A 20,443-nucleotide genomic window follows, 5' to 3' on the forward strand; every position below is an offset into this window, starting at 1 on the left:
GCATGAAAACGGTAGTTTGTGTATGATTTTTGTTTGGCGACTAAACCATATCACTTACTACCGTTTTTGTTTTTAGTTCCCGCTAATCCGCGATGAACCTTTTTTTTGACCAAGAGGATCGCTTATTTAACTAAGCTGATGCCTTCTTTGTCGATCGTGATCTTGCCAGATTTGTACAAACCACCAATCGTCTTCTTGAACGTACCTTTGCTGGTTCTGAATGCAGAGAAAATAACCTCGGGTGAAGACTTATCATTCAAAGGCAGGTAACCGCCTTTCTTCTCAAGCAGGTCAAGAACCTTAGTGCTTAGGTCATCCATCTTAGCGACGCCAATTTTCTGAAGAGACAGATCAATCTTACCGTCTTCTTCACGAACGTTTTTAATGTAGCCTTTTAGCGTTTTACCAATGAATAGCTTGCCGATGATGTCTGACGGGAAAATCATGCCCCAGTGTTCACCGTTCACAATCGCTTTGTAACCCAATTGGCTGCGCTCAGCGATAATTAGATCGACTTGTTCATTTTGCTTATAAGTCGCTGGCGTTTTGTCTAACCATTTGTTGAACTTCGTGGTACCAACAATACGGCTCGATGCTTTATCAATGTAGACATATACTAAGATTGACTGACCTTCGTTTAAACGGCCGCGCTGCTCGCTGAAAGGAACAAGAAGGTCTTTACCTTTCACGCCCCAGCTCATGAATGCACCAGTGCTGTTAACACCTTCAACCGTCATTAAACCAAACTGGCCTACTTGAGCGATCGGTTTTTCAGTGGTTGCAGCGATCTGGTTGTCAGAATCTATGTATAAGAAAACATCTAGCTTTTGACCAATTTCAACACCTTCAGGAGTAAATCGTTTCGGCAGCAACACGGTTCCATAGTCGCTCGCGTCAAGGAATACACCGAAGTCTGCTTGTTTTACTACTTCTAAGTTGTTTATTTGACCAATATTAATCATCAAGGTTGTCTCTACTTTAAATTTGGCGGAGATTATACGTGATCTCTGATATGCTTTCGCTAGTTTCATTCATATTTTTACATTCTAGGAGACATCGTTGATCACCGTTGATAAACAAGATGCGATAACACTTAAAATTAACCATGCCATGGCTAAGACCAAAAAGCTCGACATGGACGTTTATCTATTCATTCCCGGTGAACTTGGACTGACTCCTGAAGTGCTTTCTGAAAGTGCCTTTTTCTACAGCTCAATCACTCAAAAACGTGCCTACTATAGTGACAAAACACTTTTACCTTTGGTACACAGTCGCTTGGCAAAACGTGGACGCTTATCTACAACACAGTATCGTGTCAGTTTGAGTCTGTTTGCCTACCAATATGTTATCGCGTTAGATAAAGCAGTCAGCAGCTTAAATAAAACTGATAGTGACGACGTAACGGCTGATGAAGTAGATGAAGTCATTGAATTGGCTTTAGATATCTTGAAGAAGCTACGCCGAAGCATCCCTTACGAAGAAAATCTCAAGCGCTACTACGCTAATATCGATAACTACCTATCTTGGTATACCGAGCAAAAGTTCCTATCGCTAGTTTCACACATGCCACGAGGTAGTGAGTATTCAACGATTAAAGAACGACTCTTAACGCTTTGTGATAAAGAGACCGCGCACCGTAAACTGAACCGCTACAACTCAGCAAGAGTTCGAGAGGACGTTACCCGCTTGAGTAACAAGATGCGTTTGCTGCGTCGTTTGATTGAACACCCTATCGTGCTTAAAGAAAAGACAACGTCGATGGGTAAGAACGTTAAGCGTGCCGTGAAAGGCATCGCGACCGGTTTGGTGATGGTTGTCGTGACCACTACTGTGATCTTGGCTCGTGACTTTCTTGGTGAGATTACCGCCTCTTTCATCGTGGCAATGTCTTTCATTTACGCACTGCGTGAGATCTTTAAAGATGACTTGAGAGACATCCTTTGGCGCTGGCTGCGTAAAGGCAAGCCAAAATGGAAGCGTCGTTACTATGATCCAACGACCAACAAGTCAGTAGGCCATAAACTGGAATGGTTGGACTACGCAAATTTTTCTAAGCTTGCAGATCGCATTCAGTCGATCCGTAAAAAGCGTGTGGTACAACGTGAAGAGCAAATCTTGCATTACCGCTCTCATACTGAGATGTCGACATCGACCTTTATGAGTGGTTATGAGGAGACTCGTGAAACGTTATCGATCAGCCTAAGAGCGCTGACACGGTTGATGGATAAAGGCTCAAACAAGATCTACCGCTTGAATGAAGGACAAGTGAGCCGCGAATCAGTAGAAAAGCGTCATCTTCTCAACCTGATCATTAAAGAGAACAACCATGATAACGAACCAACCTACTACCGTTGGAAGATCGTTATGAACCGTTCAAAAATAGTTGATATTGAGCAGATCACTCAAGAGTCATAGAGCCGTTATAAAGTTCTCTATAACGGTATGTGGAAACCATTCACATACCGTTGTTTTATCTCTTCAACGTTACCCATGACTTCTAAACCAAAATCTATTATTTAATCGCTATTTTCTTGAAGGGACTTTCTTAATTGAAAGCGTAAGCGTGAACTCCGCCATCGGCTCGTCACCATGTAAAGATGGGCAAGTCGCGATAATGGTTACGGGTTGATTGACCCGTTCTCCGGTCGACATGGTTTCTGCCAGCATAGTGTTGATCAGCTCACCGTCGTTACAAGTGAAATGCACATCACCTTCAGGGCGCTTCAAAAAGTTACCCGTCACCTCTTTAAAAGCCAACGAGATCTTTTCACCTTGCTGCTGAGATTTGCTCATCGCAAGAAACCCACCCGCGACATCCGCACCTACAGCCAAAACGCCAAAGTACATACTGTTAAGGTGATTCTTAGTACGCCTTCTAAGCGGGATTTTCACTTCAACATGTTGGTTGTCCAACGCGAGTAGTTTTGGTCGGCACAACCAGATAAGTGGGACTTTGAAAAAGCCAAACATGCTTAAGTAGAAATTTGCTTTTTGTAGAGGGGTCAACATTCGAATTACCTAGCCAAGTTAGTCATCAGACCAGTTAATCGACTAGCGATAAGAATGTCAAAAAAATGTTACAAAAAAGAGATATCATCGCACAATGATATCTCTTTCATTCTCAAAGCATTAGCGCCTTAAGTCGGCTTATCAGGCAAGCTAATCGATTTACGCAGTCACGACCGTTTCTACGCATTCAAGATCAGCTATGTAACCTTGTAGACGTGGGTAATCCACTAAGCCTTGAGTTACTAGCAGCACTGGCTTCTTCGCGTTCAGGGTTGCTTTAACAATCATATCCAACAAGGTAATAACCGCTTCGTTTTGTGGATCAAAAGCGTGCTGCTGAGCTTCATTGTGTTTGTCTACGCCTAAAGTGAAAGACGCTAAGCTATCAACGTTTACCACTACACCATCGAAGTAATGCAGTAAACGTTCGCTCAGTAGCACTGCAGACGGCACATCGCACGAGAACAGTACTTTCAAACCGTTAAGGCCGCGTGGTAGCCCTTGCTCGGCAAGCAGGTCAATAATCTTAGCGGCATCGCTTAACGCACGAACGTAAGGCACAACTACTTCAACGTTGATGCCCTGCTCACGTAATGCCTTAATAACCTGACATTCTAAAGCGAAAGCCTTGCTGTATTCTGGTGTCGCGTAACGAGCAACGCCACGAACACCTAGTGCAGGGTTAATCTCTTCTGCTTCACAGTTGCCGCCAAGCAGCGAACGGAATCCATAGCTGTCTGCACTGCTTAATGCGATACGAACAGAAGTGTGATTTGGCTGAACGGCAGCTTGAATGGCAATCACTAAGGTCGAAACAAAATGCTCATCGACTGTTTTATCGCCAAGGATCGCTTCTAAAGACGTTTTTTCAATATCAGTCAAAGTATCTAAGTGACTCTCGATACTTGGGTGGTAGAAGACACGATCCATCACTAATTCTGATAATGAAACGTATAAGTGGTTAGAATTATTATTATCGTTGTAAGAAGGCAGCACATCACCTAAGACGAGTTCTGGGTGCAAAGTGCTTTGATTTTCTTGAGTCATTGCTGCTCCAGCATTTTTATGTTGTGTTCAAACGAAAATACCGATAGCTGCCTGTTAATACAAGTGAAAATCCCTTATTTGACGCTGGCCTGCTGATAAAAATAAGAATATTAGCAATAACTGAGATAACTTTGACTCAATAGAGTTTATTCCTCTGTTCAATTCCGTTATCTTAACCACTTCGCAATAGAATAAAAAAGCTATCACATGCCATTAAAAACTGATGAGTTGAGAACCCAAGCTCTGGGTCCTATGCCAACTCCTGCCGAACTAGGCAATGCACACCCTATTACTGACGACGTTGCTGAGCGCATTAAAAATTCTCGCCGCCAAATCGAAGATATCCTAACTGGTCGTGATAACCGCCTATTAGTTATCGTAGGCCCTTGCTCTGTTCACGATACAGATGCGGCACTTGATTACGCTGAGCGCCTAAGCAAAATTCAAGACCAGTACAAAGATGAACTGTTCGTTGTAATGAGAACCTACTTCGAGAAGCCTCGTACTGTTGTAGGTTGGAAGGGTTTGATTACAGATCCTAACCTTGATGGTTCATACGCACTTGAAACAGGCTTGAACAAAGCTCGTAAGCTTCTGCTAGATATCAACAAGCTTGGCCTAGCTACCGCGACTGAATTCCTTGATATGATCACAGGTCAGTACATTGCAGACCTTATCACTTGGGGTGCGATTGGCGCTCGTACAACTGAATCTCAGATTCACCGTGAAATGGCTTCTGCACTGTCTTGCCCTGTTGGCTTCAAGAACGCGACCAACGGCAACATCAAGATTGCTATCGATGCAATTCGTGCAGCACATGCTTCACACTACTTCTACTCTCCAGATAAGAACGGCCGCATGACGGTTTACCGTACTTCTGGCAACCCATACGGTCACGTTATTCTACGTGGTGGCGATAAAGGCCCTAACTTCGACGCTGAATCTGTAGATACTGCATGTAAGCAACTGGCTGAATTCGATCTACCTCAACGTTTGGTTGTAGACTTTAGCCACGCTAACTGTCAGAAGCAACACCGTAAGCAGTTAGAAGTTGCACAAGACATTTGTGAGCAAATTAAATCTAACAAGAACCAAATTGCAGGCATTATGGCAGAGAGCTTCATTATTGAAGGCAACCAGCCAATGACAGACATTAACAACCTAGAATATGGCAAGTCGATTACTGACCCATGCCTAAGCTGGGAAGATACTGCAACAATGCTAGACATGCTTGCAACAGCAATTAAAGATAGAAACTTAGCTTAAGGAAACAACACAATGCCATCATTTGACATTATCTCTGAAGTAGAAGCAGTAGAACTGCGTAACGCAGTAGACAACGCAAACCGTGAACTATCGACTCGTTTCGATTTCCGCGGCGTTGACGCAAGCTTTGATTACAAAGATGAATCAGTAAAATTGACTGCTCAAGACGATTTTCAACTGAAGCAAATGCGCGATATCCTTCGCAGCAACCTAACGAAGCGTAATGTTGATCCTAACGCGATGGAAGCGAAAGCGGCAGACCAAACAGGTCGCACTTGGCACCAAACGGTTATCTTTAAGCAAGGCATTGAAACTGATGTCGCTAAGAAGATCGTTAAGCTAATCAAAGACAACAAAGTTAAAGTTCAAGCTTCTATCCAAGGCGACAAAGTTCGTGTTACTGGTAAGAAGCGTGATGACCTACAAGCTGTTATGGCTCTAGTTCGCGGCGGTGAACTTGGTCAACCTTTCCAGTTTGACAACTTCCGCGACTAATTATTGAGTTTGAGCGACCGCCTATTTGGGTTGCTCATTCATCAGCACAATGTCGTGTTTGAAATAGCAAAAAGCCACTTCTCGAAGTGGCTTTTTATTTATCTGGTCCAGCTTTAGTTTTATTCCGAGCCTCTAGCCGATTTCAAACAACCAGAAAGCTCTCATTTCAACTAGAAGCAATTACCTCAACTGAGTACTTGGGCTGCTGACAATTTTAGATCTTTGCCGACCAACAGATTAAACTCTACGCTTGCTGGTGGAATAAACACACACACTCGTAATTTCTCTGCTCTTGCTTGCTCAAGCTTTGTTGATAGCTCTCCGCTGTTGGCGTAGCTCTCTCTTTCTGCATCTCGGCGGCACAGGTCGATAAATTCAAATGGACAATCGCTCGGTGAAAGTACGAGCTCTGCCTCCTGCATCAAACGTAAAGCCTTCATAGACAGCAGCTCGACATCTTGCTCGAATTCAATCCAAGTGACCTGCCCTTCGCTATCAATGCCTTCGGTTAGCGCTTGCTGGTAGTAAGACTCTAACTGCTCTCTGTCATTCACCTGCTCGATAAAGCTGGATGACAAGAAACGCTCCCAAAATTTACGACGCTCGTCGACGGTTGGGAATGACTCTTTGATTGAATTGCGTTTTGATGCACCGAAGTCTGCTATCAAACCTATGTTTTGTGGCAATACCGTTTCGAGTTTTTCTCTGATATTTCTTACTAAAACAGGTGATGCCCCGCCACTAGAGATGGCAATTTGGATTCTGCCGCGATTTATCATCGAAGGTGTGATGAAGTCGCAGTAAGGAAGATCGTCAACCACATTGACTAAAATGCCCAGTTTTTTCGCATCATTATACACTTGGTGATTCAAGCTTGGGTTGTCTGTTGTGGCCCAAACCTGCAAGTAATTTTTCGATATGATCTGTGACGAGTAAAAGTTTTGAACCCAGTGAAGCTTGTTCTCGTCCACAAGCTGCTTTAAGTAAGGCGCTACCTTGGGAGACACCAAAGTCACATCCGCTCCCGCTCGTAGTAAGCTATCGACTTTACGGCAAGCAACCTCACCCCCACCAACCACTAAGATTGGCTTATTTTCTACATCCAAAAACATTGGGAAATAACGCATGTTCTTCCTTGAGACTACTTCAATAACTATTCAGCCATGCTACCAAATTTGGAGCATATTCATAACTATCGAAGTGTAATAAAAATATTTATTGACCAAATTTCAACATTTCTTAAGTTTAATATTTCATCATTGTGATGTGGATTCAGAATATTTATCTAGTCGATTATCAATATAAAAATCTAAATCTCGTTGCACCAACAGTGTGAACCGCTGCACTATTTACATTCACTTAACATTTGGTCATTCTAATTGTGTTCGGATTTGTGATTTCATTCAAAATTCTTTTTAAATTATACATTTGTGAAACTACGGATCCTTTCCTAACCTTATAAACAGTTGTTTAAATCGCACACAGTTTCATTTGCAAAATGCAACTCGTTTAATTTGAACAACAAGGTCATAGAAAACGCAACACATAAGAGAAACTCAAACGAGCACGAGTATCAGGTGTCACCTGGTTAACAAGGAAGGATACAAATGACAAATAAACTAACACTTCTTGCTTCAGTAGTAGCTGCATCAACTGCGATGATGGCAACATCGGCATCAGCGGCAGAAAGCACTCTGGACAAAGTCACATCTCAAGGATTTCTAACTTGTGGTGTAAGTACCGGTCTTCCAGGGTTCTCTAACCCTAACTCAAAAGGTGAATGGGAAGGAATTGATGTTGAGTATTGTCAAGCTCTTGCAGCGGCTGTACTCGGTGACAAGACTAAAGTTAAGTATGTACCTCTAACAGCAAAAGAGCGTTTTACTGCGCTTCAATCTGGCGAAATCGACGTACTATCTCGTAACACAACATGGACATTACATCGTGACACTGCTCTAGGTCTGAACTTCGTAGGCGTTAACTACTACGATGGTCAAGGCTTCATGGTTAAAAAAGAACTTGGCCTAACAAGTGCTCAAGAGCTTGATGGCGCTTCTGTATGTGTTCAATCAGGTACAACAACTGAACTTAACCTAGCCGATTACTTCCGTAACAGTGGCATGTCTTACAAGCCAGTGGTATTCGATACGGCAGCACAAACATCGAAAGGTTTCGACGCAGGTCGTTGTGACGTGCTAACGACTGACCAATCTGGTCTATACGCACTTCGCCTAAACCTAGCTGATCCTAAATCTGCAGAAGTACTTCCTGAAATCATCTCTAAAGAGCCTCTAGGCCCTGTTGTTCGTCAGGATGATGATCAATGGTTTAACGTTGCTAAGTGGACACTTTCAGCAATGATTAACGCGGAAGAATACGGCATCTCTTCTAAAAATGCAGACGAAATGCTTAAGTCAAAAGATCCAAACATCAAACGTATTCTTGGTGTAGACGGTCCTAAAGGTAAAGGCCTTGGCATTCGCGACGACTGGGGTTACCAAGTAATTAAGCAAGTTGGTAACTACGGTGAGAGTTTTGAGCGTACTGTTGGTACAGGTTCTCCACTTCAAATCTCTCGTGGTGTAAATGCATTATGGAATGCGGGCGGCTTTATGTACGCTCCACCAATCCGTTAATAAATTTTCAAGCATCAATTAGGGCGGAGTTTTCCGCCCTATTTATTAAATGGATTTGAGGTTATAGTAGTATGAAACCTAATGAAACTATTTCTCCAGCTCAGGCAAAGCCACATCCCAAAAGTGCCAACTTATTTTACAACCCCACTTTTCGCTCCATCATTTTCCAAATTATCGCCGTCGGGGCGCTTTGTGCTTTCTTTTACACGATTGTAAATAATGCACTCACAAACTTAGATTCCCGTGGTATCACCACTGGTTTTGATTTTCTCTCACAAGAAGCTGGTTTTGGTATCGGCTTAACACTGATTGAATACGACGAGACCTACTCATACGGTCGTACATTCTTTATCGGTCTTCTCAATACCGCTTTGGTTTCAGTACTCGGCATCATGCTAGCGACAGTGCTGGGCTTTAGTATGGGTATCGCTAGACTCTCTTCAAACTGGCTAGTTAGCCGATTTGCAGCTGTCTACATTGAGATATTCCGAAATATCCCTCTGCTATTACAAATCTTTTTCTGGTATTTCGCCGTTCTACAAGCCTTGCCTTCTGCTCGTCAAAGTATGAGTCTAGGTGAAGCAATTTTCTTGAACGTACGCGGGTTGTACTTCCCTGCTCCAGTCTTTGAGCAAGGCAGTAGCATTGTCATCGCATCATTGATTGTCGGTATTATCGCTACGTTTATTATCAACATCTGGGCTAAGAACAGACAGAAACTGACCGGCCAACAAACACCGATGTTGCGAATTGCAGCTGCGTTGATTTTAGGCTTACCGTTGATAACTTACTTTGTTATGGGCATGCCTATCTCTGCAGATTACCCTGTGTTGAAAGGGTTTAACTTCAAGGGTGGTGTTACGATAATCCCTGAGCTTGCTGCATTGATGCTCGCTTTAAGTATCTATACAGCAGCGTTCATTGCTGAGATTGTTCGTTCAGGTATTAACGCGGTAAACCATGGGCAAACTGAGGCTGCGATGTCTCTAGGCATCCCACGTTCTAGAACTCTAAAGCTTGTCATTATTCCACAAGCATTAAGAATCATTATCCCACCACTAACCAGTCAGTATCTAAACCTGACCAAAAACTCATCACTTGCGATGGCCATTGGTTATCCTGATCTTGTCTCTGTATTTGCAGGAACAACACTTAACCAAACTGGACAAGCTATCGAAGTAATCGCGATGACAATGGGCGTCTACCTAACCTTGAGCCTATTAACGTCCGCTCTAATGAACATATACAACCGCAAAGTAGCGTTGGTGGAGAGATAAGATGAGTACACATCAATTTCAACCTGATCTTCCGCCTCCAGCGAATACCGTTGGGCCAGTCGGTTGGTTAAGAAAAAATCTATTTAATGGACCTATTAACAGCGTCGTCACTGTGATTCTTGCTTACTTTGCTTTCACCCTATTATGGGCAATAGCGGATTGGGCATTCATCAGTGCCGACTGGATAGGAACCACACGCGATGCCTGTACTAGCGAAGGCGCTTGTTGGGTTTTTATCAGCGTTCGTTGGGACCAATTCATGTATGGCTTCTACCCAGAAGCTGAACTGTGGCGACCTCGCCTCTTCTACGCAACGTTGGCCATTTTTGTAGCCTTACTGGCTTATGAAAAAACACCTAAACGTACGTGGATTTGGTTGTTCTTCGTCAACATCTACCCATTTATCATTGCCGGCTTGCTATACGGTGGCGTCTTTGGGTTAGAAGTTGTTGATACCCATAAATGGGGCGGCCTATTGGTTACACTGGTCATCGCACTTGTTGGTATTGTAGTGTCACTCCCTATTGGTGTTGCACTTGCTCTTGGGCGTCGCTCAGAGATGCCGATCATTCGCAGTATGTGTACCGTATACATCGAAATTTGGCGTGGCGTACCGCTCATTACAGTTCTATTCATGGCTTCAGTAATGCTGCCACTCTTTTTATCAGAAGGGACAGAAACCGATAAGCTCATTCGAGCACTTGTAGGGGTAGTTCTATTCAGTGCAGCCTACATGGCCGAAGTAATTCGAGGTGGTCTACAAGCAATACCAAAAGGCCAATACGAAGCAGCTGATGCTCTGGGGTTAAGCTACTGGAAAAAGACTGGGCTTATCATTCTACCTCAAGCTCTTAAAATCACGATTCCTTCAATTGTGAACACCTTCATTGGTTTGTTTAAAGATACCAGTCTTGTTTTGATTATTGGTATGTTTGATGTACTAGGAATTGGCCAAGCCGCGAATACCGACCCTGAATGGCTTGGGTATTCAACAGAAAGTTATGTATTTGTCGCGTTAGTGTTCTGGGTGTTTTGTTTTGGCATGTCGAGATATTCGATATGGCTAGAAAACAGACTTCACACCGGTCACAAACGATAATTAACAAGATCAAGGACGTATTATGACGCAGCAGACAGAAAACAACTCTCAAGGTCTTATGATCGAGTTGAAAGACATGAACAAGTGGTACGGTGAATTTCACGTACTTAAGAACATCAATTTAGAAGTTAAAAAAGGCGAGAAAATCGTTATCTGTGGCCCTTCAGGCTCTGGTAAATCAACGATGATCCGCTGCATCAACCGATTAGAAGAGCACCAAAAAGGTCATATCTTCGTTTCAGGTAATGAATTAACGGAAGACCTAAAGAACATCGAAGCCGTGCGTAGAGATGTCGGCATGTGTTTCCAACACTTCAATCTGTTTCCACATCTGACGGTATTAGAGAACTGTACTCTGGCTCCAATCTGGGTCAAAAAGATGCCAAAAGAAGAAGCCGAAGCGATTGCAATGAAGTACCTAGAGCGCGTAAAAATCCCTGAGCAAGCGGACAAGTTCCCAGGTCAGCTTTCAGGTGGTCAACAGCAGCGTGTAGCTATCGCTCGCTCTTTGTGTATGAACCCTCAAGTGATGCTGTTTGATGAGCCAACGTCGGCGCTCGATCCAGAAATGGTTCGTGAGGTGTTAGACGTAATGGTTGAGCTTGCAGAAGAAGGCATGACGATGCTTTGTGTAACGCACGAGATGGGCTTTGCTAAAGAGGTCGCGGATCGCGTTATCTTCATGGATGCCGGTGAAATCATAGAAGAGAACAACCCTGTCGATTTCTTTGAAAACCCACAATCAGACAGAACGCAGAACTTCTTAAGCCAAATCTTACACCACTAATGTGTTATGATGCATAAACTACAGAGGCGGCTTAGGTCGCCTCTTTGTTTTCAGTGTTATAATTAGTTTTTCAAGATTATAAACAGCGATTCAGTGCGATTAAAATTGAACAACGAACCTTAACTGCACTTTAAGAAATACTTTGTTACACCTTCAGAAACACTTAACCGACTATTTTGATTATTATTTTACGTATACAAGAGGAATGAGAGACTTGATTTTTCGAACTTTCACCCCCATAAATGTACTAATAACTATTGAAGTCACCTTACGAGGAAGATTATGAACAGCCCTATGTTTTCACGCACAGCATCTCAAGAAAGTGCTCTGCAAACCAATAAAGTGTTGCGTAACACCTACGCATTACTGTCTATGACACTACTTTGGTCTGCTGTTGTAGCAGGCGTATCCATGGCGATGAACCTTCCTCGCCCGGGTCTTATTATCATGCTAGTTGGCTTCTACGGCCTACTTTTCCTAACAGAAAAGAACCGTGACAACAGCATGGGTCTAGTCTTCACATTCCTATTTACAGGTTTCTTAGGCTACACCATCGGTCCAATCTTAAACATGTACGTTGGCGCAGGCATGGGTGATGTCATCCTAACTGCACTTGGCGGTACAGCACTGGCGTTTATGGGCGCATCAGCTTACGCACTAACAACTAAGCGTGACCTGTCGTTCCTTAATGGCATGCTATTAGCTGGTTTCGTAGTACTACTTGTAGGTATGGTTGCAAACATCTTCCTACAAATGCCTCTACTATCATTGGCAATGAGCGGTATGTTCATCCTGTTCTCGACTGGTGTTATCTTGCTTACAACGCAAAACATCATTCGTGGCGGTGAAACAAACTACATCTCTGCAACGATCAGCTTGTACGTATCGATCTACAACATCTTCATCAGCCTACTAAGCATCCTAGGCATCATGGGCAGCGACGACTAATCGTTCCCATCATTGAAGAATATCTAGCCCAAGAGCCTACCTCTTGGGCTTTTTTGTATCTATAAGTACGATATTTCATTGGATAGCTATAATTTCTGTTGAGAAAGACAAACTTGGTCATGTACCCTATCCGCATAGTTAATTGGATTCTGGATTAAACATGTTTGAATATAACGGCAAGCAAATCGAAACCGACGCTCAAGGCTACCTATTGGATTACACGCAATGGGAAGAAGGCATGATTGAAATTCTTGCTCAAGACGAGGCGATTGAACTTACAGATGCACACTTAGAAGTCGTACATTTTGTAAGGAGCTTTTACGAAGAGTTCAACACCTCACCAGCGGTTCGCATGCTCGTTAAAGCAATGGAAAAAGCTCACGGCCCAGAAAAAGGCAATAGTAAGTACCTTTTCAAGTTATTCAAAAAAGGCCCTGCAAAACAAGCGACCAAGCTCGCCGGTTTACCTAAACCAGCAAAGTGCTTGTAAAAGCTAACCCGCTTTAGGTCATTAAGTTACGTTCAATATAAAATACTGTAGTGCTACAACTACAGTATTTTAAACGCCCCTATGCGTACGTCTTGGCGCTCACTATCTTTAACTTGATGCATCACAACGTTGTCTACTGTTGCGCTCGAAGGGCCAATATAGAGCCAAGCATGTAACTTCTCTATTTGCTGACTCTCTCCGACAGCTAACACTTCAACTCGACCATCATTTAAGTTCTTCGCATAACCTGAGAGTCCCATAGCTTGCGCCTGCCTACTGGTGTGGTAACGGAACCCAACACATTGAACTACGCCTGACACGACAAAAATATATTGTGAACTTTCCATAACGTTGCCTCATAAATTATATGAATGATATAGTCGAGCTTCTATTCATTCACCGCTTATTGGTGGACTTACTTCGAGTATAACGATTATGAAAGAAATCCCATTTCGTTGGATTGACAAATATCTCATTCACCTAAAAATCCAAGAAAAGTTCTATCTACTCTTCTTATTGCCACTTCTCGCCCTGGTTATATTGACTCTCGTTTTAGATAATGCCGCGGACTCTTTACTTGCTCACCTTTATCAAGAAGAAATGCTCTTGATGAAAGGGCTTATCGAAGCGGGTCAACTCACTAAAGATCAAGTAGCTCAGCTTGTCAGCAGCTCTGAAACCATCTCTTTAGGCTACGGTGCTGGTTCTGTTTCAGTGATGAATGGAGCGTTCAGCCTAGTTGGTAACCATGACCAAAACCTTTGGTCTGCTCTATCGACGACTCAGGTTTCTATCATCGCTGTAACCCTAACGCTTATCGCACTAGGTGTTTACTACATCATGACCTTTATTGGCGGCGCGATGTTCTCTATGAACAAAGCTCTGAACACGCTTGCGAATGGCGACTTAACTTGCCGCATGAACTACTTCTTAGTTCGTGACGAGTTCAGTGAAATCGCGATTACAATCGATAAAGTTGCGGAGCGTGAACAAAACATGGTTCTATCAATCCAAGAGTCTGTCGCTCTCATGCAGCAGATCAGCTCGGACTTGAACCAGTCAACACAACAAAGTTCAGACATCTCAGGTAACCAACAAGAACACCTGAATAGCTTAGCAAGTGCAACGGAACAAATGGCGGCTACCATTCGCGAAGTCGCTACCCTTGCTCATGCGTCTAGCTCACAAACGATGGACGCTCGCGGCGTTGCTCGGAGCGGTCAAGTCAAGGTTTCAAATACACTGGAGTCTATCTCTAACCTATCTCAAGAGATCCAATCCGCTTCACAAGCAGTAGAAGAACTTGATGCCAACGCGGCGCAGATCGATGAAGTGGTCGCAACCATCAATGGCATTTCAGAGCAGACTAACCTATTGGCACTGAATGCTGCCATAGAGGCTGCACGTGCAGGTGAGCAAGGTCGTGGATTCGCTGTTGTTGCCGATGAAGTTCGTGCCCTTGCTGGTCGTACTCAACAAGCAACGGTTGAAATCCAAAGTATGATTGAGTCATTACAACGTAACAGCCAGTCATTGACCAAACTGATGGAAGTAACTGTAAACAATGCTGGTGAAGGCCAAACACTGATGTCGGAAGTGAACGTTGAGATCGGTTCATTAGCTGAAAAGAACCAGTCTATTTCAGATAGCAGCACTCAAATTGCTACCGCGGCTGAAGAACAAGGCGTAGTCGCTGACAACATTGCACAAAGTGTTGAAGAGATTCGTCATCAATCAGACAGTATCTGCGAGATGATCAGTAAGAGTAATTCCAATGTCGACCAACTTCGTAAACAAAGCGATACGATGGAAGGTTTGCTGACAGGTCTTAAAGCTTAATACTGATATCCAACCACTAAGTGTTGATTAATCATTACTAGGGCTGCTTCTGCAGCCCTTTCTTATTTGCTTTTCACCTGTACTTCCCCGACAATACCCCTCCTTCAAATTCAACAAACAGAGTAAATTATGACTCCTTCAATTCATCTAGCTAAAGGCCGAGATAAATCACTACGCCGCAAACACCCTTGGGTATTTTCTCGCGGTATCGATAAGGTCAAAGGCGAACCAAAACAAGGTGAAACTGTAGACGTATATGCTCAAAATGGTCAGTGGCTTGCAAAAGCGGCTTACTCACCAGAATCTCAAATTCGAGCTCGTGTTTGGACATTTGAAAAAGAAGAAATCAACAAGGCGTTCTTTGTAAAACGAATTCAAGATGCACAGTCTTTACGTGAAGACATCATCGAACGTGACGGCCTAACGGGTTACCGTCTAACAGCTGCAGAGTCTGATGGCCTGCCTGGCATCACAATCGACAAATACCAAGACTTCCTTGTTTGCCAACTGCTAAGTGCTGGCGCTGAGTTTAACAAAAGCGTGTTGGTTGAAGCGTTAATTGAATGCTTCCCTGACTGTAACATCTACGAGCGTTCAGACGTGGCAGTTCGTAAGAAAGAAGGCTTAGAACAGGTTGTTGGCGTTCTTCACGGTGAAGAACCACCGAAGTCTATCGTGATTGAAGAAAATGGCGTTAAGATCAGCGTGAACATTATGGAAGGCCACAAAACGGGCTTCTACATGGACCAACGTGATAGCCGCAAAGAATCGATGAAGTACGTTAAAGGCAAAGATGTCCTTAACTGTTTCTCATACACAGGTGGCTTTGGCCTTTACGCACTCAAAGGCGACGCGAAGCGTGTTATCAACGCTGACGTATCTCAACTTGCTCTTGATACGGCTAAATTCAACGCTGAACTTAACGAGTTTGATATCTCGAAAAAGCGCGCGGTATTCCTTAACGCTGACGTTTTCAAACTGCTTCGTGAGTACCGTGACCAAGGCACTAAGTTTGACGTAGTGATCATGGACCCACCAAAGTTTGTTTCAAGCAAGAACAACCTAACTTCAGGCGCTAACGGCTACAAAGACGTTAACATGCTTGCAATGCAAATCCTGAAACCAGGCGGCACCCTACTCACCTATTCTTGCTCAGGCTTAATGGGTGCTGATTTGTTCCAAAAAATCATCGCTGATGCAGCATTAGACGCAGGCAGAACCGTTAAGTTCGTCGAGCGCTTCGAGCAAGCAGCTGACCATCTAACTGACACTGCTTACCCAGAAGGCTTCTACCTAAAAGGCTTTGCTTGTAAAGTTCTGTAGACAGTTAAGCTTTAGATAACGAGTTAATAAAAAAGGGCCTTTCGGCCCTTTTTTAGTATTGGTCAGGTAAGTTCACGAACAACTGACTCACCAAGTTGGTCAAATCACCATTAACAACAGAGCCATCACCTTGTGAATTTACCGAGTCGAACTGATTACCTACGTTGTCGAGAACAATCGTTTGACTTTGGCCTGTATTATCTGTGTTTTCTGAAATGGTAATCACGAGGTCTTTATCACCGCCGCCATTATCAACCTTTTCAATAGTGATATGATCAAGAAGATCAAACATTGAACTTTCGTTTGGTAACAACTCAGAGATATCAAGATGGTCTTCCCCTAGAGCAAAATCGGTTATCGTATCGACATCACCTTGGAAAGGTTCGTCGACCCACTTGAACAGATCATCACCATCACCACCAGTTAAGATATCATCACCAAGACCACCGATAAGCGTATCTTCACCACCTTGACCGTACAAAATATCGTCGCCTTCGCCGCCCGATAAAACATCGTCCTTGTCGTTCACTCGAGATTGGTCAAAATCTTGTACGTTATCTGAAATATAGTTGTGTATATCTCGCGCTGACACAGAAGATAATTGCTCACCAGTTTCTTGAGCTACGTACTTCTGTATCGCTGCGACGCCCTGTCCTGAAATACCGTCAAATTGCACTAAGTCACCGAACATGATGTCATCACCAGCCAAGGCATCGATCTGGTCTTCACCTTGCAACAAGCTAACCTCTTTACCAAGAATAACCTCTGATAATTTCGTTACGTCTATTGACGTTTCAACTAGGCCATCAGAGTCGTAATCTTCGAGAACATCTTCATCTAATGAATTACTAAGCCCAATAGCATCAACAGATGACATCAATGCGAGCAATTGATACATATGTTGACCTTGTTTATTGACGCCACCCTTATCATAGTAATCGTAAGAATTACCATTAATGCTTAAGTCACCAATTCTATCCCCTGTTAATGGTGAATATAACTTGGCATTATCATCAATTAATACACTACCTTTATAATTAACAACACCACTTGTATATCCGGTAGGTAACAAATCGGCCAGTGTTATAACTTGGTTCGAACTCAAATCATAATCGATCAATATTTCATCGAACTCACTTTTCATTAACCTACTGTCAGTAAAGGAAGTCGGCTCACCGTCAGAAATGAAATATGAAATGTTGTTCCCACCGTTTTGGTCAGCGAACCATTCAACAGCAGATTGAAATCCAGCTTCGTAATTGGTACCACCTCCGCCAACATCAGTGATGGAGTCAAGTGCTGCGACAAACTGTTCTCTTGGGTTCTGACTGCTCAAGTCGACAGATACTGACGTATTTGAGTTGTTTGAAAAATCCGTGATTAGAATATTAACTTGCCCTGAATGTTGCCCCTGTGAACTAGCAAAAATCGCGTCAAAAACAACCAACAGTTCATCTTTTGCGGTTTCGACATCTCTTCCCATGCTACCCGACGTATCGAGAATAAACGCTATGTTGTAATCCTCACCGGCAACAATTTGAATCCCTTGAACATCACCAACAATCAAATCGTTGTTCTCTGTCCCTTTGATATTGTCATCCCCGTGGGAACCAGATTCCAAATCATAGCTTCTGAAACTTATATCTGCTGACGTGATAGTTATTGCTTCATCATTATTAATCAATTCAGAAGATGATGCAGATACAGAAAGCTCAAAATCAAGGTCTCCTTCATAAGAATAAGGAATTCGAAGCTCTGCACTAACATCACCAGAAACAGGTATAACAATTGAATACGAACCGTCGATGTTTGGAGATATAAGCTGACCACCAACGTACAAGTCGACACCATGAGGGATGCCTTCAAGAGTAAATTCATTACCTAGCGATTCACTACCATCGTTATCAACGAGTTCCGCTGAAATATCTAGCGGTATTACGCTGTCTTGTAGGACTGTATATTCTCCGGTCTCACTATCAATCTCAACAACAGCATCTGAGAAAATAATTCGTTCAATACCATATAAGTGATCACCATCTTCAGTAGAAGGTGAATTATCACTAGATGTATCTCTTTCAAGAGAATCTTTAACTAACCAATAAGGTACTTGGCTATGCTCCAGGCCTCTAAAATCAAGATCGTATTCAGACAATTTACCTTGATAGATAACTGTATCCGTTTCAACTTTACTATCCTGAGACCCATTACCACCATAAAACGAATCATTGCCACTAGTACCAACAAACGTATCGCTACCCTGCTGACTCAGGTTAACGGCTTGCTGATCGCCAACAAACTGCTGAGCCGCCGCATTGTCCGGTGCGATCATCAAGTCATCGCCTTGATTGCCATTATTGAAAGCTGGAGACTGATCAACGTGGTCGAAGTTAACACCCCCAATAGATGTCTCACCACTACTTACAAGGTCTCTAATATCACTAGGTGAAGTACCAAATTCAGGCACAGCTTGTGATTGTTGCAGCTCTCCGACCGCAATAGTTACGCGAGGAGCATCAGCAACCGCACTAACGGTAATATCGAGAGTATCGCTCACACCAGTATTTGTAGTGTAAGTCACCGTCGGAACGTTACCTGACCAATGATCAGATGGTACAAACGCGTAACTACCATCTTGCTCAACCGTCAACTCACCACCAGTTAGCGTGATAGTGTCACCAACGTTATAGGAGGTTCCTCCTACTTCAATTGACTGCAGTGATAATATGTTATCTGCATCAGTATCGTTTGTTAAAACGTTACCAGAGACGCTTGTATCTTCATCTACAGTACTGGTGTCTGGCTGCGTGTTTGTAACATTGTATTCATGAACAACCACATCAATACTTGTCGTAGTCGTAGCAGTACTTGTTGAATCCTTTTCACTAGCGATCGCTTCCACATCAATAGTAAAATCGTCGTGACTTCCCGAAGGCGGTAAGACAGTTAGATTTGTCATCTCCCAACTACTGATATCAAACGTCTCATTAGTGCTAGTGAATGTGTGAGAATTAACTCCATCACTTAACTCAGAACCGATAGGGAAACCACTTACATTAACAGCCAAAGTTTCTGAACCATCAGTATCATTTAAATTTGCTTGCAGCTCCGTCAGTGGAATACGGGTGTCTTGCGGACCTTCATTCGTTGTATAGACCTGATAGAACTCAACGCCATTTTCGTTAATTAGTTGTGATGTTCTTATGTCAATATTATCAAGCTGAGACACATCACTGACTACACCAAAGTTCGTGTTATCTAAGTTGACAGGACTCGCGCCATCTACAGAAACATTGACATCGAAATTACCAGGGCCACTCTGGTTATGGTGGTAAACCTCTATCGGATAGAAACCTGACACAGTCGGTGTAAATGCAATCCCTTGGATACTCCCACTACTATCTCCCCATCGAGCATCATCTGTAAGCTCGCCACCAATTTTTATCGCTAAACTATCATCCGCATTACCAACGAAATCATAAGATTTACCTGCTTCTAAATAAATTAAGCCAGTGATGAGTGTAGCTTGACCCGCACCTTGACTAGCATCACGCACATCGTTGACATTACTTGGAGAACTACTGTTGCTATCCAAACCATCGATGACATTTATCAAGGTAACAGGGTCCACACCATTACCAACCCCATATTGGGAACCAACAGAGACACTATTCCACATATTTACGTTGAATTGTTGATCCGGTAGTTCAATACCGTCTATGTTAGTAATCAAGTTAGGCGCATCAGCAATTGGCGTAACATTTATCGCTATAGTCGACTCTTGGCCTACGTTTACACCATCCGTTGGTTTGAAACCAATCTGTGCATAATCTTGTTGTTGATCCCCGATACCTGGAGTTGAGTGACTATCGTACCCAGATTCATCTTCATCCGGAGTAAATCTAACTCTATTTGCATCAAACTCGCCCTTGTCAATAACTTGACCAACCGAAATGTCATGCCACTGACCATCATCACCGAAATACTCGAACTGACCGTTATCTGGTAAATCGGTAATCTCAATACCTAAAGCTGAATCAGGTGAATCAACATCGGTAATTCCGAATGAATCCCATTCAATGAAGGTTGAGGTGTCTTCATTAGTTGTGATTGGCGCTGTCACGGTGATTTCCGGCGCGTTGTCGTTCTCGTTGGTCAGGTTCAGCGTGATGTCCGCTGTATCGGCATTCACACCATCTGTCGTTTCTACGGTCAGTACGATTGAGGTCG

Annotated in this window: 17 protein-coding genes; 11 read left to right on the forward strand and 6 right to left on the reverse strand. The window is 43.2% G+C overall.

Annotated features, from left to right (window positions below):
• Positions 1 to 122 precede the first annotated feature (122 nt).
• The gene (locus F0229_RS20875; protein WP_171733619.1) at positions 123 to 1,031 is read right to left on the reverse strand and encodes a S1 RNA-binding domain-containing protein; all 909 of its coding nucleotides are present in this window, start codon (positions 1,029 to 1,031) and stop codon (positions 123 to 125) included.
• 28 nt (positions 1,032 to 1,059) lie between these two features.
• Here F0229_RS20875 and F0229_RS20880 point away from each other — a divergent pair, with 28 nt between their 5' ends.
• Positions 1,060 to 2,415: a hypothetical protein gene (locus tag F0229_RS20880; RefSeq protein ID WP_017063834.1), complete on the forward strand. Its 1,356-nt coding sequence runs from the start codon at positions 1,060 to 1,062 to the stop codon at positions 2,413 to 2,415.
• A gap of 108 nt (positions 2,416 to 2,523) precedes the next feature.
• Here the strand turns inward: F0229_RS20880 and F0229_RS20885 are convergent, their stop codons facing one another.
• Positions 2,524 to 3,009, reverse strand: coding sequence for a PaaI family thioesterase (locus tag F0229_RS20885; protein ID WP_017059696.1), 486 nt, complete (start codon positions 3,007 to 3,009; stop codon positions 2,524 to 2,526).
• 159 nt (positions 3,010 to 3,168) lie between these two features.
• Complete coding sequence (locus F0229_RS20890) at positions 3,169 to 4,056, reverse strand: putative PEP-binding protein (RefSeq protein WP_017066315.1); 888 nt, start codon at positions 4,054 to 4,056, stop codon at positions 3,169 to 3,171.
• Between the two features lie 207 nt (positions 4,057 to 4,263).
• Here F0229_RS20890 and F0229_RS20895 point away from each other — a divergent pair, with 207 nt between their 5' ends.
• Together F0229_RS20895 and F0229_RS20900 are read left to right on the forward strand one after the other, a co-directional pair.
• Complete coding sequence (locus F0229_RS20895) at positions 4,264 to 5,322, forward strand: 3-deoxy-7-phosphoheptulonate synthase (protein ID WP_017059698.1); 1,059 nt, start codon at positions 4,264 to 4,266, stop codon at positions 5,320 to 5,322.
• Between the two features lie 12 nt (positions 5,323 to 5,334).
• Positions 5,335 to 5,817 carry a YajQ family cyclic di-GMP-binding protein gene (locus tag F0229_RS20900; RefSeq protein WP_017063832.1) on the forward strand — a complete coding sequence of 161 codons (483 nt, stop codon included), beginning with the start codon at positions 5,335 to 5,337 and terminating at the stop codon, positions 5,815 to 5,817.
• Between the two features lie 185 nt (positions 5,818 to 6,002).
• On the opposite strand, the gene F0229_RS20905 is transcribed toward F0229_RS20900, so the two are convergent.
• On the reverse strand, positions 6,003 to 6,944 hold the full coding sequence (locus F0229_RS20905) for a bifunctional precorrin-2 dehydrogenase/sirohydrochlorin ferrochelatase (RefSeq protein WP_017059700.1): 942 nt from the start codon (positions 6,942 to 6,944) through the stop codon (positions 6,003 to 6,005).
• 480 nt (positions 6,945 to 7,424) lie between these two features.
• Here F0229_RS20905 and F0229_RS20910 point away from each other — a divergent pair, with 480 nt between their 5' ends.
• From F0229_RS20910 to F0229_RS20935, 6 genes are all read left to right on the forward strand, one after another.
• Positions 7,425 to 8,453: an amino acid ABC transporter substrate-binding protein gene (locus F0229_RS20910; protein ID WP_017059701.1), complete on the forward strand. Its 1,029-nt coding sequence runs from the start codon at positions 7,425 to 7,427 to the stop codon at positions 8,451 to 8,453.
• Between the two features lie 71 nt (positions 8,454 to 8,524).
• Positions 8,525 to 9,730 (forward strand): amino acid ABC transporter permease, encoded by a 1,206-nt coding sequence (locus tag F0229_RS20915; protein ID WP_171733620.1) that lies wholly within the window; start codon positions 8,525 to 8,527, stop codon positions 9,728 to 9,730.
• 1 nt (position 9,731) lies between these two features.
• Entirely contained in the window at positions 9,732 to 10,829 is a 1,098-nt protein-coding gene (locus F0229_RS20920; protein WP_017059703.1) for an amino acid ABC transporter permease, read from the forward strand.
• Positions 10,830 to 10,851: 22 nt separating this feature from the next.
• Positions 10,852 to 11,616 carry an amino acid ABC transporter ATP-binding protein gene (locus F0229_RS20925; protein ID WP_017059704.1) on the forward strand — a complete coding sequence of 255 codons (765 nt, stop codon included), beginning with the start codon at positions 10,852 to 10,854 and terminating at the stop codon, positions 11,614 to 11,616.
• Positions 11,617 to 11,898: 282 nt separating this feature from the next.
• Positions 11,899 to 12,564: a Bax inhibitor-1/YccA family protein gene (locus F0229_RS20930; RefSeq protein WP_017057206.1), complete on the forward strand. Its 666-nt coding sequence runs from the start codon at positions 11,899 to 11,901 to the stop codon at positions 12,562 to 12,564.
• 160 nt (positions 12,565 to 12,724) lie between these two features.
• Entirely contained in the window at positions 12,725 to 13,054 is a 330-nt protein-coding gene (locus F0229_RS20935) for a TusE/DsrC/DsvC family sulfur relay protein (RefSeq protein ID WP_017057205.1), read from the forward strand.
• A 59-nt stretch (positions 13,055 to 13,113) separates the two neighbouring features.
• Here F0229_RS20935 and yccX read toward each other — a convergent pair whose 3' ends face one another.
• Positions 13,114 to 13,401 (reverse strand): acylphosphatase, encoded by a 288-nt coding sequence (gene yccX / locus F0229_RS20940; protein WP_171733621.1) that lies wholly within the window; start codon positions 13,399 to 13,401, stop codon positions 13,114 to 13,116.
• 88 nt (positions 13,402 to 13,489) lie between these two features.
• Between yccX and F0229_RS20945 the strand changes: the two genes are divergently transcribed.
• Together F0229_RS20945 and F0229_RS20950 are read left to right on the forward strand one after the other, a co-directional pair.
• On the forward strand, positions 13,490 to 14,893 hold the full coding sequence (locus F0229_RS20945) for a methyl-accepting chemotaxis protein (protein WP_171733622.1): 1,404 nt from the start codon (positions 13,490 to 13,492) through the stop codon (positions 14,891 to 14,893).
• A 129-nt stretch (positions 14,894 to 15,022) separates the two neighbouring features.
• On the forward strand, positions 15,023 to 16,216 hold the full coding sequence (locus F0229_RS20950) for a class I SAM-dependent methyltransferase (protein ID WP_171733623.1): 1,194 nt from the start codon (positions 15,023 to 15,025) through the stop codon (positions 16,214 to 16,216).
• 52 nt (positions 16,217 to 16,268) lie between these two features.
• On the opposite strand, the gene F0229_RS20955 is transcribed toward F0229_RS20950, so the two are convergent.
• Positions 16,269 to 20,443, reverse strand: a 4,175-nt coding sequence (locus F0229_RS20955; protein ID WP_171733624.1) for a VWA domain-containing protein, incomplete at its 5' end; no start/stop codon positions are given.

This window comes from Vibrio sp. AIC-3 (assembly GCF_013114515.1).
GTDB lineage: Bacteria > Pseudomonadota > Gammaproteobacteria > Enterobacterales > Vibrionaceae > Vibrio > Vibrio crassostreae_C.